This is a genomic window from Psychrobacter maritimus, from assembly GCF_904846345.1.
Lineage (GTDB): Bacteria > Pseudomonadota > Gammaproteobacteria > Pseudomonadales > Moraxellaceae > Psychrobacter > Psychrobacter maritimus.
Genome location: NZ_CAJHAJ010000012.1, coordinates 1 through 15480, shown reverse-complemented (window position 1 = coordinate 15480; position 15480 = coordinate 1). Strand labels below are relative to the sequence as shown.

The 15480-nt window shown below is 42.9% G+C and carries 11 protein-coding genes; 1 reads left to right on the top strand and 10 read right to left on the bottom strand.

Annotated elements, in window-relative coordinates; all coding sequences use genetic code 11:
- Positions 1-25: 25 nt before the first annotated feature.
- The 9 genes from JMX50_RS12160 to fmt all read right to left on the bottom strand — a co-directional run bounded on the left by JMX50_RS12160 (position 26) and on the right by fmt (position 11058).
- The gene (locus tag JMX50_RS12160) at positions 26-991 is read right to left on the bottom strand and encodes an epimerase (protein ID WP_201629784.1); all 966 of its coding nucleotides are present in this window, start codon (positions 989-991) and stop codon (positions 26-28) included.
- Between the two features lie 525 nt (positions 992-1516).
- Positions 1517-2467, bottom strand: a complete 951-nt coding sequence (locus tag JMX50_RS12155) for a fatty acid desaturase family protein (protein ID WP_201629782.1) — start codon at positions 2465-2467, stop codon at positions 1517-1519.
- 121 nt (positions 2468-2588) lie between these two features.
- Positions 2589-3107 carry a GbsR/MarR family transcriptional regulator gene (locus JMX50_RS12150; RefSeq protein ID WP_201629780.1) on the bottom strand — a complete coding sequence of 173 codons (519 nt, stop codon included), beginning with the start codon at positions 3105-3107 and terminating at the stop codon, positions 2589-2591.
- Between the two features lie 127 nt (positions 3108-3234).
- Positions 3235-3864, bottom strand: coding sequence for an L-threonylcarbamoyladenylate synthase (locus JMX50_RS12145; protein ID WP_201629772.1), 630 nt, complete (start codon positions 3862-3864; stop codon positions 3235-3237).
- A 156-nt stretch (positions 3865-4020) separates the two neighbouring features.
- Complete coding sequence (gene dprA / locus JMX50_RS12140) at positions 4021-5277, bottom strand: DNA-processing protein DprA (RefSeq protein WP_201629767.1); 1257 nt, start codon at positions 5275-5277, stop codon at positions 4021-4023.
- Positions 5278-5334: 57 nt separating this feature from the next.
- Positions 5335-6432 (bottom strand): LysM peptidoglycan-binding domain-containing protein, encoded by a 1098-nt coding sequence (locus JMX50_RS12135; RefSeq protein ID WP_201563847.1) that lies wholly within the window; start codon positions 6430-6432, stop codon positions 5335-5337.
- A gap of 348 nt (positions 6433-6780) precedes the next feature.
- Complete coding sequence (gene thrC, locus JMX50_RS12130; RefSeq protein WP_201629758.1) at positions 6781-8202, bottom strand: threonine synthase; 1422 nt, start codon at positions 8200-8202, stop codon at positions 6781-6783.
- A 58-nt stretch (positions 8203-8260) separates the two neighbouring features.
- Positions 8261-9847 (bottom strand): transcription antitermination factor NusB, encoded by a 1587-nt coding sequence (locus tag JMX50_RS12125; protein WP_201629756.1) that lies wholly within the window; start codon positions 9845-9847, stop codon positions 8261-8263.
- Positions 9848-9951: 104 nt separating this feature from the next.
- Positions 9952-11058 carry a methionyl-tRNA formyltransferase gene (gene fmt, locus JMX50_RS12120; RefSeq protein WP_201629754.1) on the bottom strand — a complete coding sequence of 369 codons (1107 nt, stop codon included), beginning with the start codon at positions 11056-11058 and terminating at the stop codon, positions 9952-9954.
- 233 nt (positions 11059-11291) lie between these two features.
- Between fmt and JMX50_RS12115 the strand changes: the two genes are divergently transcribed.
- Positions 11292-14294, top strand: a complete 3003-nt coding sequence (locus JMX50_RS12115) for a response regulator (RefSeq protein ID WP_201629752.1) — start codon at positions 11292-11294, stop codon at positions 14292-14294.
- A 259-nt stretch (positions 14295-14553) separates the two neighbouring features.
- Here JMX50_RS12115 and JMX50_RS12110 read toward each other — a convergent pair whose 3' ends face one another.
- Positions 14554-15228 (bottom strand): riboflavin synthase, encoded by a 675-nt coding sequence (locus JMX50_RS12110; RefSeq protein ID WP_201629751.1) that lies wholly within the window; start codon positions 15226-15228, stop codon positions 14554-14556.
- Positions 15229-15480 lie beyond the last annotated feature (252 nt).

Below are 15480 nucleotides of genomic sequence, written 5' to 3'. Positions count from 1 at the left end.
GCTACTCACTTTTTATAGTTGCTGCTTATACTTGCTGCTCTAACGCTTGTTTAAGGGTTGGCTGTTTGAATTTAAAATCTGCATTGAGTAGCGCTTGTGGCAATACTTTTTGCCCATCAATCAGCAACGTCGACATCTCACCAAACATCAATTTTAATAAAAATTTTGGTAAAGTAAAAAACGTCGGACGATGCAGCCACGCGCCAAGCGTCTTGGTAAAAGTACGATTGGTCACAGGGTTAGGCGCGGTTAAGTTATAGACCACGGCTGGCGTATCGCTTGCTGTGTTTAAAGTATTGCCGGTATTATTTAACTGAGCTTGCTGCTGACCCGTAAGATGCTGCTCGATGATAAAAATAACTGCCCTTACACAATCTTCACGGCTGATCCAACTCATGATTTGCTTACCATCAGCCAATTGACCGCCAACGCCCATTTTAAAGGGTGTTAATAACTTACTAACCATGCCGCCCTCAGGATGAATAACGACACCAGTGCGCACGATAGCAACAGGAACGCCATAATCGGTAGCTTTCAATGCTAACTGTTCCCAATCGTCACATAATTTATGCGAAAAATCAGTGTTAAAGTCACCGCTCTCAATTAAAGGCTTATCACCTTGAGCGCCATACCAACCAATCGCTGAACCGCTAACCAACAGCTTAGGTTTAGTGCTACTACGCGCTATAAAAGCAAGTAACGCTTCGGTAGGCTGTACACGGCTGGCAAGCAGTTGCTCTTTACGTGCAGCGCTCCAACGCTTATCCGCAATCCCTGCGCCCGCTAGATTTAAAATGACATCAAAGCTCTGATTAGATTTCGTCAGCTCATCATAAGTCATCATCTTAATATCGACAGGATGTGGCTGACTACTATCACGGGTCAGCCACGTAATATGCACTTCCTTATTCTCACTTCGATAGCGCTTGATAAGGGCTTCACTGAACGCGCTACCTAAGAATCCTGAGCCACCACTGATTAGAATATTCATGCCCTACTCCCTGTATTTTTTGCTTATCATTCAATTAAAATTAATCCTTTGTAACTATCCTCTTCCTTTTCGGATGTTATATCAAAACCACTTTTACATACTTTTGGTAAAGCCATACAGCTGGCGATAGTAGCATTCACAGCGCCGAACAGACCTACGATAAACATAAAAGCGAACGAAACTCCCATTTCCATCCATGAATTTATGCCTAAATAGATGACAATTGAGCCCATGTAAAATTCGGATGTCATAAATCCAATTAAAAAAGATGTACGTATACTTTTCTAAATATCAATAAAACGCACAACTCTACAATTAGCCCACCAATAACACTACCAATCCCTGCAAATAAGATAATGACTTGTAAATAAGGATAAGCATCAACCCTGTCATTCATTTTCATTATATTTATCCTATAAAAGTTAATGATTAACTTAGTATAAATATGGCTACGGTAGTGGGTGGTGAATTCATTATGAATAATTGATAGATAATTAATTATCTCAGTTTTATATAGCCTGCCTATTATGCAAAACGCTTACGAATAGGACACCCGTTCTTATCGTTGCTATGGTGATAATTATCTTTTAGTTTGTTCCATCTATTATTTATAAAGTTCATAACAGCAGATATATTGGGCAATACATGCTGCTTGGTTAGGTGTGGCGCTACTGCATCTAAACGCTTGGCTAGCTCAGGTAAATGATTGGATGGCACAGCAGGAAATAGATGATGCTCTACGTGATAGAGTAAGTTAAAAGTCAATATATTGACCAATGGGTTACGCTCAGTGCGGGCTATCGTTTCATCACAATCATGATGCACACCCCAAACAGCAATGATTCCAACACTAGCATTCGCCAACATCATGGTCAGTAGGTGATACATCAACACTTGCGCTAACATAGCAAGAGTTGGGATAGTAAGCGCGGTCAATACAAGGGCAACTAAGACGGCTAAAGCAATTAAGCCAAACTCTAACCAAGCCAAGTTTTGATTGCGACGGCTGCTTAGACGCAATCCTTGACGATAGATATTGAGCCGATAGGTTATGCCGCCTAACATCGCTTGCCACCATGACACTTTTGCCAAACTGCCCTCAATATCACTATCGCCTAGAGGGTCACGATGATGCGCCATATGAGTAGCTCGAATGCTATGCAAGCTGGTCATCAATAGCACACTAAGCAACAGCAATATGGCGGTAGTCGTACGTTTACCCGTACCTAAGCTATGATGATAGCCATCGTGAGCTTGGCGAAAGGCCGCAGCAAAAAATAGATACGACGCGACGCACGCCATTACATACCAAGATTGACTGGCAAACCACCACGACAGCAATAAAAACGGATAAGGCAAAATGAGGTTGTAAGCAATTTGGCCGCGAGTCAGTTGGCGTAAGTCTTGCCACTCTACTGATCTAACAGCATTTTTGATCGATTGCTCTTTATTACTATGTGTTTTATTTGCTTTCATTTCACACATCCATTTGTCATTACTGCTAATAAAGGGGGTTTATATAAGCCTTACATACTTACATTAATTTCTGTCAAAACAGAAACACATACTGAAAATTTTTTATTTTTACATAGTTAGATTACCCTAGAACCTTTTTTATACTCGCGCCTAGTTTCAAAACTTTTTTAAGGGCGTTAGTCGGTAGTCTAAGCATCTCAGATGACCAAGTGATGACTGTATCAACGAATTCTTGGGTATCACGAATACGTGCTTTTACTTCGCTATTTTCATGTTCAAACTCAGGACTATCTATCAGTTCTTGTAAAAACTGTACTGTTGGATCCAGCTCACGCTTTTGGCGTTCAACTACAATGATACGTGCGAGCTCCCAAACATCTGTATTGGTCGTAAAATGATCACGCCTGTCGCCCAATATCGAAACCTTTTGTACCAATCCCCAATTTTGTAATTCTCTAATACTGTTTGAGACATTAGAGCGAGCAACACCAAGGGTTTCGGTAATTTCTTCAGCATCTAACGGCTTACCGATGATATATAACAATGCATGAATTTGTGACATGGTACGATTAACGCCCCATTGCGAACCCATTTCGCCCCAATGTAAGATAAACTTTTCGGTCACAGGATTTAGTTTCATGATTGATATCTACTCAATATTTTCTATAATTTATAACTGCCTTCTTGACTCATAGTGCGCTATTCTTTTATTTCTGTCAATAGTGAAACTAAGTAGTAATACTGTCTGTTTGAATGATTGCTACCCCCTAACGAACGATTAGACCTGTGGTGGCATCACGGATTTGGCTCGGTAACGTATAACCTAACGTTTCAGTCTGCAAGTAGCTTATTTGCTCGCCGAAATAAGCATAGGCTTCATCAAAGGTACTGGCAGGCTGATGACCAGACGGGTTGCAACTTGTGGAAACCAATAACCCAAATGGGTTATCAGCACTAACCATCTGCTGGCACAACTGACGAATAGTAGGATGGGCGATAACTCTAACCGCGACAGTCTGATGTTGGCCCGTTATCCAAGAAGGAATGGTTGTGGTAAGTGTGCTCGGAATGGGCAATAACCATGTATGGGCTTGCTTGCATTGTAGCGCTATATTGTCACTATCTGCCTGCCAACTCTTGATGATTTGCTGGCGCTGACGATCTTTTAAAGCATCTAATAAAGGCGCTAAACGCTCTGCACTATCAGTAATCACAATCATGCCCTTTGCTTGTGGACGCTGCTTAATATCTAAAATACGCTGGACTGCTGCTTTATCATAAGCATCACAGCCGATACCCCAGACGCTTTCGGTTGGATAAGCAAGTAACTCGCCTTCTTTTAGCCACTGAGCAGCTTGAACGACAGAATGAGTAATAAATGACAGGGATTCTTTCATGGTTTAAATGCTTCGAGAGGATAGAGATTTAAGCATTTATAATAACACAGGACACGGAAAGACTCGAAAAGTAGCGTTTAAAACTGCCAAAATCTTTTCGGCTAAAGACTCAAAAACTAGCAAATAGAGGAGCTTAACAGTAAAGAAAACATAACTCTAAACCCGCAAATAACGCCCACCTTGCACGCTGATAACCCCTAACAATTCAAGCTCCATAAGTTGCCCAATCAATTGCGGTGGTGTCAGGTTAGTAGTGATTAATAATGCATCCAAATCTTGTCCATGCCAGTCAAGCTGCTCATAAACCTGCGTTAAATGCTCGGGAATAACGATAGCATTGGAAGAAGATTTGAGATTAGACTGCGGCGCGTGACCAATAGTGGTGCTAGAGGTTCTGTTTGTATTTAGAGGATTAGAGCTTTGGCTAAGATTTGCTTGCTCAATATTAAGTTCTGCGTTATCCGATGAATTGTAGTTACGGCTTTGATAGCCTAATTGACTGTTAATATCTTCGAGGACTTGCTGTGGATGATAAATTAAAGTTGCGCCCTCACGTATCAAGTGATGACAACCTGCAGCATTATTATTATCGATATGACTTGGAATCGCAAAGACTTGCTTGCCTTGCTCAGAGGTTAGGCGCGCAGTAATGAGCGAACCACTTTGAATCGTTGCTTCAGTGACAATCGTCGCGAGGCTGAGTCCTGCAACTAAGCGATTACGGCGTGGAAAGGTATGCTTATGTGGCTGCGTATGCGGTAGCAGCTCGCTGATGATACAGCCACCTTGCTCGATAATCTGGCTAAATAACTTGTCATGATGATTGGGATAATTGACATCAATCCCTGTACCCATCACGCCGACCGTACGACCTTGATATTCCGCATCAACTTGAGCCAAAGCACCTAAATGTGCACGCTTATCGACACCCATAGCAAGGCCGCTAGTGATGATATAACCGGCTTGCGCTAAATATTGCGCCATATCAAAGGTGATTTTTTGGGCATGAGTGGTAGGTTTTCGGCTCCCAACGATGGCGATTTGCGCTTGTTGCAAACGTGCTTTATCGCCACGATAAAACAATAAAGGCGGTGGGTCATAGATGTCTAGTAACTGCGGAGGATAGTCTGACTGATCGGCAAATAGCAGACCGTATTTGTTATCTAGCAATGCCTGTTGGATGGTATCGATAGTGGCTTGCGTTTGCTCTGGCTGTTCGTGACGCTTAAGATGCATACTATGAATGCCAAGCTGCCGCCATGCCTCTACTTTGGCACACCAAGCAAGCTCGGCATTACCAAAAGAAGTAACCAGCTTATCATAAGCCGATAATGACGCATTCACCTCAGTCCACAGCGCCAATACTGCGCGCTGCTCATCGGATAAAAGAGAGGAGACTGCGGTCACGGTCATAAGCGCTTAACTCATAGTAACTGACGGGGATAATGACTCAATAGAGGCTCAAGTCAATTATAAGTAAGGCGGTGGTAAGAGCTGATCACCGACGTTGAGCGGTAGCTCAGAGTCAAGCACATACGCATAGCTGATATTATCAAAGGTATTAAACACCATCACCATACCACTAGGCTCACTTGGCAAACGTACTGGGGTATCGTTGTCCTTGATATCGCGTATGACCGCGCCTTTTTGATAAACGGTCAACACATCACCAGGTTTAGCGCCGTGCGTGCTACCTAGATTGATAGCAACCACGCTGCCTTTAGCGGCTGAGCTGATAGAATCCATGACGCGGACAATCATACCGCCACGGTTGACGGTGGCAGGCGTTGGATAAAATACCGGCGGGATAGAATTGTTTAATTCTACAAAAACGCGATCGCCTTCACGGACTTCTTTGCCATAACTGTCAATCAGCTGCAAGCTAGTCACACCATTGGTTTCTGTAGACGTGACCAAACCGGTAGCAACTTGGGTGACTTCTAAACCGATGATTTTTTGCGTTTTAGGCTCGACATACTTCTCGCCTTCACGGTAAATACCATAACGCTGTCCAACGATAAGTGGTACGCCTTTAGCATAGACTTTATCGCCGCTTGCCGTAATTAAATTGCCTTTTTTAGAAGCTAAAATATAGGGCGTGGTATTAAAATCTGCTGGATTAACAATAATGGTCTTATCGAGCCAATGCTGAATCGCAGACCATGGAATAGGCGGAATACTATTAGCGGTCGAAGTGACCGAAACTGTGCTAGACACTACATTACCCGTCAACTGCTTTTCAACGCCCGCACAGCCCTCGCCTGTATCAACGCCAATTAAAGTTTTACCTTGTATCACACATAAAATAAGAATGTCATTAGGATAAATAAGGTTGGGATTTTTGATTTGCTTATTGGTCGCCCAAATCTCTTTCCAGCGCCAAGGGCTGTCTAAATAGCGACCTGAGATATCCCACAACGTATCGCCTTTTTTGACGATATAGCGATTGGGTGCGTCCGCTTTAATGGTCGGCGGTGGATTATTAGCGTGGGCAGTGGTCATCAGCATTGCACCACTAAATGTCGTCACCAATAGTGCTTTTGCTATATTTTTTAAGCTCATCTTCATTGTTATATCCACAATATGTAGCGCTATTAGCGTCGAATCTGGTCTACTTAAGTCTATTACTTAGGTTTAAAATCTCATTCTAGTCATTAAATAACGATTAGAAAATAAAAACATAAAAGGCTTAAGTATCACCATCATAAAGCTTCTAGAGCAGCTGTTCAGTGTTGTCGACTGATATGATTGACGGGTTTGATTGCTAAAAAAGCGCCGAGCATGATGATGACTCGCCGACGCTGTTTCTAATATTACAATTATATCTACCATAACACAATCATAAACACTTTATTACAATAGCGTAACCTTTAATTGGATATTAATTTCAATGAATACTTTATATAAATAAGCTACCTACGCAAGATTTGGCGTCACGTGCTGACGGATTTGCTCAGCGACCAGTTCAGCCTTGTTATCTAGCACCACCACATGCTGCGGTAAGTCCTCTAAGCCTTCGGTATGAGCAGGGCGAGCAATCTCTATTGAACCAATAGCTTCGACAATCGTATCGGCAAACTTAACCGGTAATGCTGTTTCTGCACAAACTATCACTTCACCTTCGCGCTGTAATTCTTTAGCGACTTTAATACCGTCGGCTGTGTGCGGATCCACCAACTCACCATGCTGCTCATAAAGTGCTTTAATCGTTTGTAAGCGGTCACTATGGGTCGATTTACCCGCAGCAAAGCCATAACGCGTATTAACCGCCTCCATCAAGTCAGACAAATCAAAACCTTGACCGGATTTCACCCCTTCAAATAACTCGCTGACACGGGCGCTGTCTTTGTCGAGTAGTAGATAGACAAAGCGCTCAAAGTTAGAGGCTTTAGAGATATCCATTGACGGGCTAGAAGTCACGTAAGTTTTATCGGTCGGACGCGGCTGATAAGCACCTTGATTAAAGAAGTCGTTTAGTACATCGTTTTCGTTGGTAGCGACGATTAAACGGTCAACTGGCAGTCCCATTTCGCGAGCAATATGACCGGCGCAAATATTACCAAAATTACCTGATGGGACGCTAAAGCTGACTTTTTCGTCATTGCTCGTAGTAACGGCAAAATAAGCTTTAAAGTAATAAACGATTTGCGCAAGGATACGACCCCAGTTAATAGAGTTAACCGTACCGAGGTTATAAGCCGCTTTAAATTCGGCATCTTGTTGCAGCGCTTTGACGATATCTTGGCAATCATCAAACATGCCATCGATGGCGATATTATGGATATTATCATCGTTCAAGCTATACATTTGCGCGCGCTGGAATTCGCTCATTTTGCCGTGCGGTGACAGCATAAAGACTTCGATATTGTCTTTACCACGTAGCGCATATTCTGCTGCGCTGCCCGTGTCGCCACTGGTCGCACCAATAATAGTAATACGCGCGTCTTTTCTTTTCAGTACGTATTCAAAGGCATTGCCCAAGAACTGCATGGCAACGTCTTTAAATGCCAATGTCGGACCGTTTGATAGTCCTAAAATATATAAATTATCTTCAAGCTTACGGACAGGGACAATCTCATCAGAACCAAATATCTCAGCGGTATAAGTACGCTCGATGATATCTTGCAAATCAGCCGCAGGAATATCAGTGGCAAAGCGCTGCATAATCGCCATGGCAAGCTGTGGATAGCTGAGCGTACGCCATTCATCAAGGGTCGTGCTATCTATATTTGGATAGTGCTCAGGCAGTATCAAACCGCCATCTGGCGCAAGACCCATCAATAGCACATCACTAAAATCCATCGGCGCTGTCTGACCACGGGTACTGATATATTTCATTAGATTGTCCTGTCTATAATGAGGTTATTCAATATTTAAAACGGTTTATTCAGCAGTTTTATGCCATTGTCTTATGAAGCAATGCATAATAAAAACCATCACCACTCTCGCTATCAATCGGCAAGCACTGACGCCCGATTGCTTGCGCGATACCCCAACTGCAGTCTTCGGTAAACTCAATCGCTACCGCATCATTATGATGACTGATAAAATCCTGCATTTGCTCGACGTTTTCTTGCTTTAAGATAGAGCAGGTCACATACAATAGATAACCACCCGCTTTCAATTGTGGCCACAAGTTATGCAAAATATCGGCTTGCAACAATGCGGTTTGCTCAACGTCTTCTTCGGTACGCAAAATACTGATATCAGGATGACGGCGAATCACACCTGTCGCGGTACAAGGAGAATCGAGTAATATTGCATCAAATACCGGTTCATTGGTAGCCGCTTTTTTATTTTTCCCATGCTGCCATCTGGTGGCATCAGCACAGACAATATTCAGTGCGACACTTTTCTCTGCCTTCTGCAAATCGTGCTGACTTAAATTTAAGCGCTGTAAGTTCTCACGAATACGCTCAATACGCGGCGCTTCATTATCGATAGCCGTTACCTTGATATCAGTAATTACTGGTGTCGCTTCTGCATCATCTTGTTTCACGTGAAACAACGATGATTCGTTATTAGCGCTTATGAGCTCTAACCAGTGAGCCAATTTACCACCAGGTGCCGCACAAGCATCTAAGATATGCAGCTCATTATTATTGGCTTCTGAATCAATGTCTGTATTAGATTTATCAGCGCTTATTTTAGCCATTAACGCTTTATTAATAATCGGCGCAGCAAGTTGAGCATGCATGTCTTGTACGCTGGCAACTCCTAAAGCAAAATCAGGCAAAGCGTTTACGGCTGTACTTTGATGCAGCCGGAGACCTTTGGTGGATAGCGTTGTTGCTATAGCTGTATCTGATGAGTTCATTAAATTAAAACCAGTCGTTAGCTCAACGATGTCTGCATCAATTTCTGCCCCATCAAGTGCTTGCTGATAATCCTCTACTGAGCTAACCGCTGAGTTTACGCGTAAAAACATCGGTGCCGCGTGGCGCAAACCTTGGGTCAGCTCATCATACTGCTCGCTCCAGTCTTGCTTAAGCTGATAAGCGAGCCAATTCGGTAGACTATGCTTTTTATCGCACTTCTTACGAAATTTGCTTGGATTCTTAGCCACTTTACGCAAGATAGCATTAATCAAACCTGTTGCATGGGCAAAATCAATCTCTTTTGCCGCTTCAACCGTTTCATGAATCGCCGCATGGTCAGCGACTTCTAAATACAGCAACTGCACTAAGCCCACTTGAATGGTGGTACGAACTTCAACTTCATCGATAGGGTTGTCAGCTAAGGTATCGAGCAAACGCGCCAGCGCGTGCCACTGACGCAATGTCGTTAGTAGTAGCGCATGGGCAAAACCTTTATCGCCATCATGTAGACTGTTGAGTAACGGATCAAGAACGCTGGCAAGCGACTGACCGTTTTGAATGGCCAGTAAAGTGCGAATGACCCGTACACGTACGCTACCATTCATAATAAGGTTGCTTGATGGTTTGAGCTTATTGTTTCTTGGCGCAGTGTTGGTTTGTCTCATTAAATTGGATTTCCTTGACGTCTGGTCGATCGCGTCTGATAAAAGTTGGATTATTTGGTATTAAATTACCGATATTAAAATATACAGATTTAATTTGGCGTAGGTTATTTCGAATCGGTCGTAAACTGGTCGCCATCATTTAATTGATTACCATGGCAGATTTGCTCAGCAGTCATTGGCTTGCCACCAGCGAATTGCAAGTTGGTAATAGCCAAAGTACTGGCTGATTCTTCATTGCTTTTTTGTTTGGTCTCATCTTCTTTGCCACAAGCGACCAGTATCGCTTTGCGGCCGACGCTGATGACAGTGCCAGCAGGCTCATTGGTTTGCTGTGATGGGTTCACAGGTAAGCTGGCTAAAATTTTAACCCGCTGCCCTGCTAAAAAAGTATAAGCACCTGGCCATGGCGTCAGCCCACGAATTTGTCGTTCAATCTTAGTAGCAGACTGTGTCCAGTCGATTTCACCTTCGGTTTTGACCAATTTTTCAGCATAATTGGCTTGGCTGTCATCTTGGGCTACTGCTTGCGCTTGATAATGCATTAAGTCTTTTAATACCGTCTTAATTGCCGCAGCGCCAAGCTCAGCCATTTTATCATGTAGGCTCGCAGCCGTATCATTGGCTTCAATAGGCGCGCTGACCTTGTAGAGCATATCACCGGTATCAAGCCCCTTATCCATCTGCATAATAGTAATGCCGGTCTCAGAATCGCCCGCCAGTAATGCACGATGAATAGGCGCCGCACCGCGCCAGCGTGGCAACAGCGAAGCATGAATATTTAGACAGCCATAAGTAGGCGTGGTCAATACGCCAATCGGCAAAATCAGACCATAAGCCGCGACAATCATGACATCTGGCTGATAAGTACGTAAATTCTCACGTGCAGCCATACCTTCTGTGCTGGATTTTTTAAAGGTGAGAGGCTGCTCAACCGCAATACCATGCGCCAATGCCACTTGCTTGACGGCAGACGCTGATAACTTTTGCCCGCGCCCTGCCTTGCGATCAGGCTGGGTATAAACCGCAACGATATCTATATTCAACGCATCTTGCTGCTTGATAAGCGACTCAAGGCTGACAGCAGCAAACTCAGGTGTACCAGCAAATACCACTCTTAAAGGGCTGGCGGCACTCTGCGCCCCAGTGATAAAAGTTTGCTTAGGTTGATTGGCGTCAATAGATATATCAGATTGTGCAGCAAGTGTGGTCATAGTCAGGCATTATTTATGGTTAATTTGCCTATTATAGGTGAGTTTGTGGTGTTGTGCCATGATTGTAATAGCAGCCATCCAGCGCTATTAATGGTGCTATTTATCTCTATAATAGTAAGCAGGCTCAGCTACTTATTTATCAAATAAGCCATAGCAAGCAAATCTGTCAGATTTATCATTATTTTACGATGCGCCATCACACCGACTTACGGTCGATTTAGGGTCATGCTTTTATGCAACAATTTCAGTCTCTCCAACGCTTGCTGATTTTTTATACGCTGACATTATTGGCGATGTTGTCAGTGTATTACTTCACCATGTTTTATGAGATAAGGCAGGATAATAAGCAAGACAGCATAGAGAGCTTTTATGCATTGCAGTATGAGATTTCTGAGCTTGCCAACCCTGACAATACTGACATTAAAAAGATTTTAAAAAAGCCGTTTCTAAAAGACATCAGCTATCAGCTGATTTTTATGATGCCATCTGGACAGACTTATATTCATCGTCATACCCGTCCTAATGAGCGTGAGTTTAGGGGTATTGCCTTTCCCAAGGTCATCGCTTCACTGCCTTCTAGTAGCAATCATTATAGTGCCTCTACGGTAAACAATAATGCCTTAATCGGCACCATTGAGCTTGAAAGTGGTCATAAGATTTATACCATCCTGCGTCATAAGCCACTCGATATCAATTGGATATCGTATCGCTATTGGCTGCCTTTAATGATAGCCATCATGTTTTTTACCATGGCATTACTCTATACGCTCAAACGCCGTGCCAATTGGGAACAGCTCCTCGTTTATACCGATGAGTTAAGCAGCCATGCCAAAGATGCCTACATCACGCCGCCGTTTATTGAAAATAAAACCACGGCTGAGTTTTTGCGCTTAGGGCACGCACTTAGCCGCATCAGTTATCAGCTGCATAATAATCACCGACGCATTACCACCCTGAAACATCGTCTCGAGCGTTTGGTTGATCATGCGCCGCTGCCCATGCTGATGATTATGAGACATGGCCAAATCAGCTTTTTTAATCAGCGCTTTGAGCAAGTATTTGCAACGCCCTTTCAAAGCGATAGCAATTATCAATTGACGGATTTTGTCTTTGCAGAAGACGAAACAACTCAGGCACTATTATATAAACTGGTAGAGCTGCGTGTCACTCGTACCTTATTGGTGTATGGATTACATAATAAAAAAGCCTATCAGTTGCATATTACCCCGTGGTTTGGTGAGCATGGGCAAGTACATGGCTTTACAGTACTGCTGAATAATATCAATGAGATGGTCAATCAAAGCGCGGACTTACAACAACGAAACCAGCAGCTACAACGCCAACTTGATGAGTTTAATACCCTTAAATCGACGATGGGCCACGATTTACGCCTGCCGTTAGAGGCGATGATTGACACCTTAGAGCCGATTGACCCTAGCACCTTAACCGCTAAACAAAATAAAACTGTCACAATTTTAATTCAAACCAGTCATTCTATGCTTACCATGCTTAATGACATGCTAGATATCGGTGAGATAGAGGTGCGGAAAACCCGCCTAAATATTGAGGCGGTTGACCTGTATAAACTTGGGCAAGAAGTCAGTCAATCAGTCGTAGAAAGGACGAAAAACCAAGGGCTAGAGCTGCTTTACTTTTTTACACCGGACAGTCCGCGTTGCATTGATACCGACCATAAACGCCTGCAACAAATATTACGAAATTTACTAGACAATGCGGTCAAATTCACCACGGCCGGCTACGTGGCATTGACCATTGATACGGTGAGCAATACAGAAGTATTGTCCATCAAAAACCGAACTTTGATAGACGTTAATAAAGATACTAACACGCCTGAAAACACTGACATCAACAACGACAATGCCAGTCATGCCGCACACGATTGGGTTCGATTTAGTATAAAAGACAGCGGTATAGGCATCGATATAGCAAAGCAACACCAACTATTGACTTATCTTAATCAGAACAATAATCAAAATAACCGCCAAAGCCAAAACAGCCAAAACAACCATCAAGCAAATAATCCAAGCAAAAATCAGAACCTTAACTACATTCAACATAGCAGCACTGAGAAAGGGCTCGGGTTAAATAACGCCAATAGTTTTGCGCGCTTACTGGGTGGTTTTATCGAAATAAAAAGCACGGTGAATAAAGGCAGTACTTTTAATCTTTACCTGCCTTGCAAGCGGCCAAATTATCAGCCGGTCTACCACCTTAATCCCCATCTGACCCAGATTCATCTGCTTGCGGTAATCAAACAACCGCTGCGAGCTGACTATCTGCGCCGCTTATGTGCCTATTTATCGATACCAGCCACCATCTCGACTTTTATAGACAGAAGCACGCTACAGCAACTGAGAGAGAGGTTAGCAAAAGAGAAGCAGAGCCTCGCCCCTATCTTGCTGCTAGATTATGAATACTATGAAGAGGTAAATATCGCGCTTTCCAATCAAGCCTTAGCCAGTGATAAAGATATAGACTTTGAAAAAATAAAAAGCATAAACACAGAAAATATAGCAGCTTTGCATAAAAAAGCGGAAGATGAACTGTCTGTTTATATCGATAGACAACAGGCTTTAAACAGTTTGCTTGCTGATACTGCGCTGCCAAAGATATTGGTTAGCATGAAAGCTGAACGCCGTATTCCGTCTATACTATTAGATAGGTGTGACGGCTTTTTAAACAAGCCAATCGATGTGGCATTGTTACTCTCTGAATTACTGCGTTTGACCTTGGCTGTTAGGCAAACTTTGATACAACCAGAAAATATTGAAGAGGACACCCAAGAGAATACCCAAGAAAATAGTAGCCAATTAGTCACAGCTGTAGATGAAGCTAGCAGCGAAACTCTGGCGCCATTAATTTTAGTGGTAGAAGACAGTTTAACCAACCAAAAAATAGCCTGTAAAATATTGGCGAAACTTGGCTATCGTAGTGTGGTTGCAGAAGATGGGCAGCAAGCGTTAGATAAGTTAAAAGAACAACGCCAAGAAATTGCGCTTATTTTGATGGACTGCCGGATGCCAGTGATGGATGGACTACAAGCGACCCAAGCTATTCGTGCGCAAGGGGATGATATTCCTATCGTGGCGCTGACGGCAAATAATACCGAAGAGGATCGCAGCGCCTGCTTGCAAGTTGGCATGGATGAGTTTTTAGCCAAGCCTATTAATAAACTTAAACTACAAGAGATTTTGCAAACGTTCATTAAAAGCTAGGGCGTGTCCTCATTTTAAAAACGGTGATAAAAATGAGATAAATTGTAGCCAAACAAGGAAAATAGTGCAGTTAATATCGGGATATTACCCAGCTATTTGACGAAGTTTGGCAAAATTTAGCCATTTTTAGACCATTTAGATGTCCATCGATTGAATTGAGGACACGCTCTAGTATGCGTTTGCAATGTTTGCCAGCCTTATTAAAGCAGCATCACAGCTAAATCACCAGAAGGACAGTTATAAATTTAGACTTTAGCCGTTATTTCATAAAACCATTATCTGCCAAAAACGCCTCGGTAATCTTGCTCTGTGGACTGCTTGTATTTAAGCTATCTGCTTGCGATTTATTCAATAAACGCTCTAAATAGCGCGCCACGATATCCACTTCTACATTGACCTTAGCTCCTAGCAACCAATGCTGCGCTATATTGGTCACTTGCGCGGTATGCGGAATGATATTCAGCGCAACGATATTGTCACGTACTAAATTGGTGGTTAGGCTGATACCATCAAGGGTGATAGAACCTTTGGTCGCCGTATAATGCGCCAGCTCGTGTGGTATCTCAACTTCGATATAAATAGAGCGCGCATCTTTTTGCAGCTTACTGACCACACCTACCCCATCGACGTGACCGGCGACGATATGCCCACCAAAACGGGTGGTCGGCAGCATTGCTTTCTCTAGGTTCACAATATGACCTGGCTTTAATTCCGCTAAAGCCGTACGAGCAATCGTTTCACGTGAAACATCAACAGAGTAGTAATTACTACCAAACTCGACCACGGTCAAACAAATGCCATTAGAAGCAATCGAATCTCCCAGTTTTACATCACTAAAATCCAAACCGTCAGATTCTATCGTTAGACGGATATCACCGCCAGTCGGCTGCATAGACTTTACTTTGCCGACGCTTTCTATAATTCCGGTAAACATATCAACCTCTTTTCATTTTTTATTGCCGTTAAAGGCAGAATATATTATTTAAGCCTATTGTTTCATGTGAATCCATCAATAAATTCATCAATAATGGCAACTATTAGACTTTATGCTAGCTATGACCTTTATTATAAACCTAGCGAGAATAAGAAGAATTATGGGATAAGTTGTGGATAACTAAGGATAATTCAAGATATAGCAGGGTTAAAACCTTGGTGTTTAAAGAGTTATCCACAGAAAGCCTGTTTC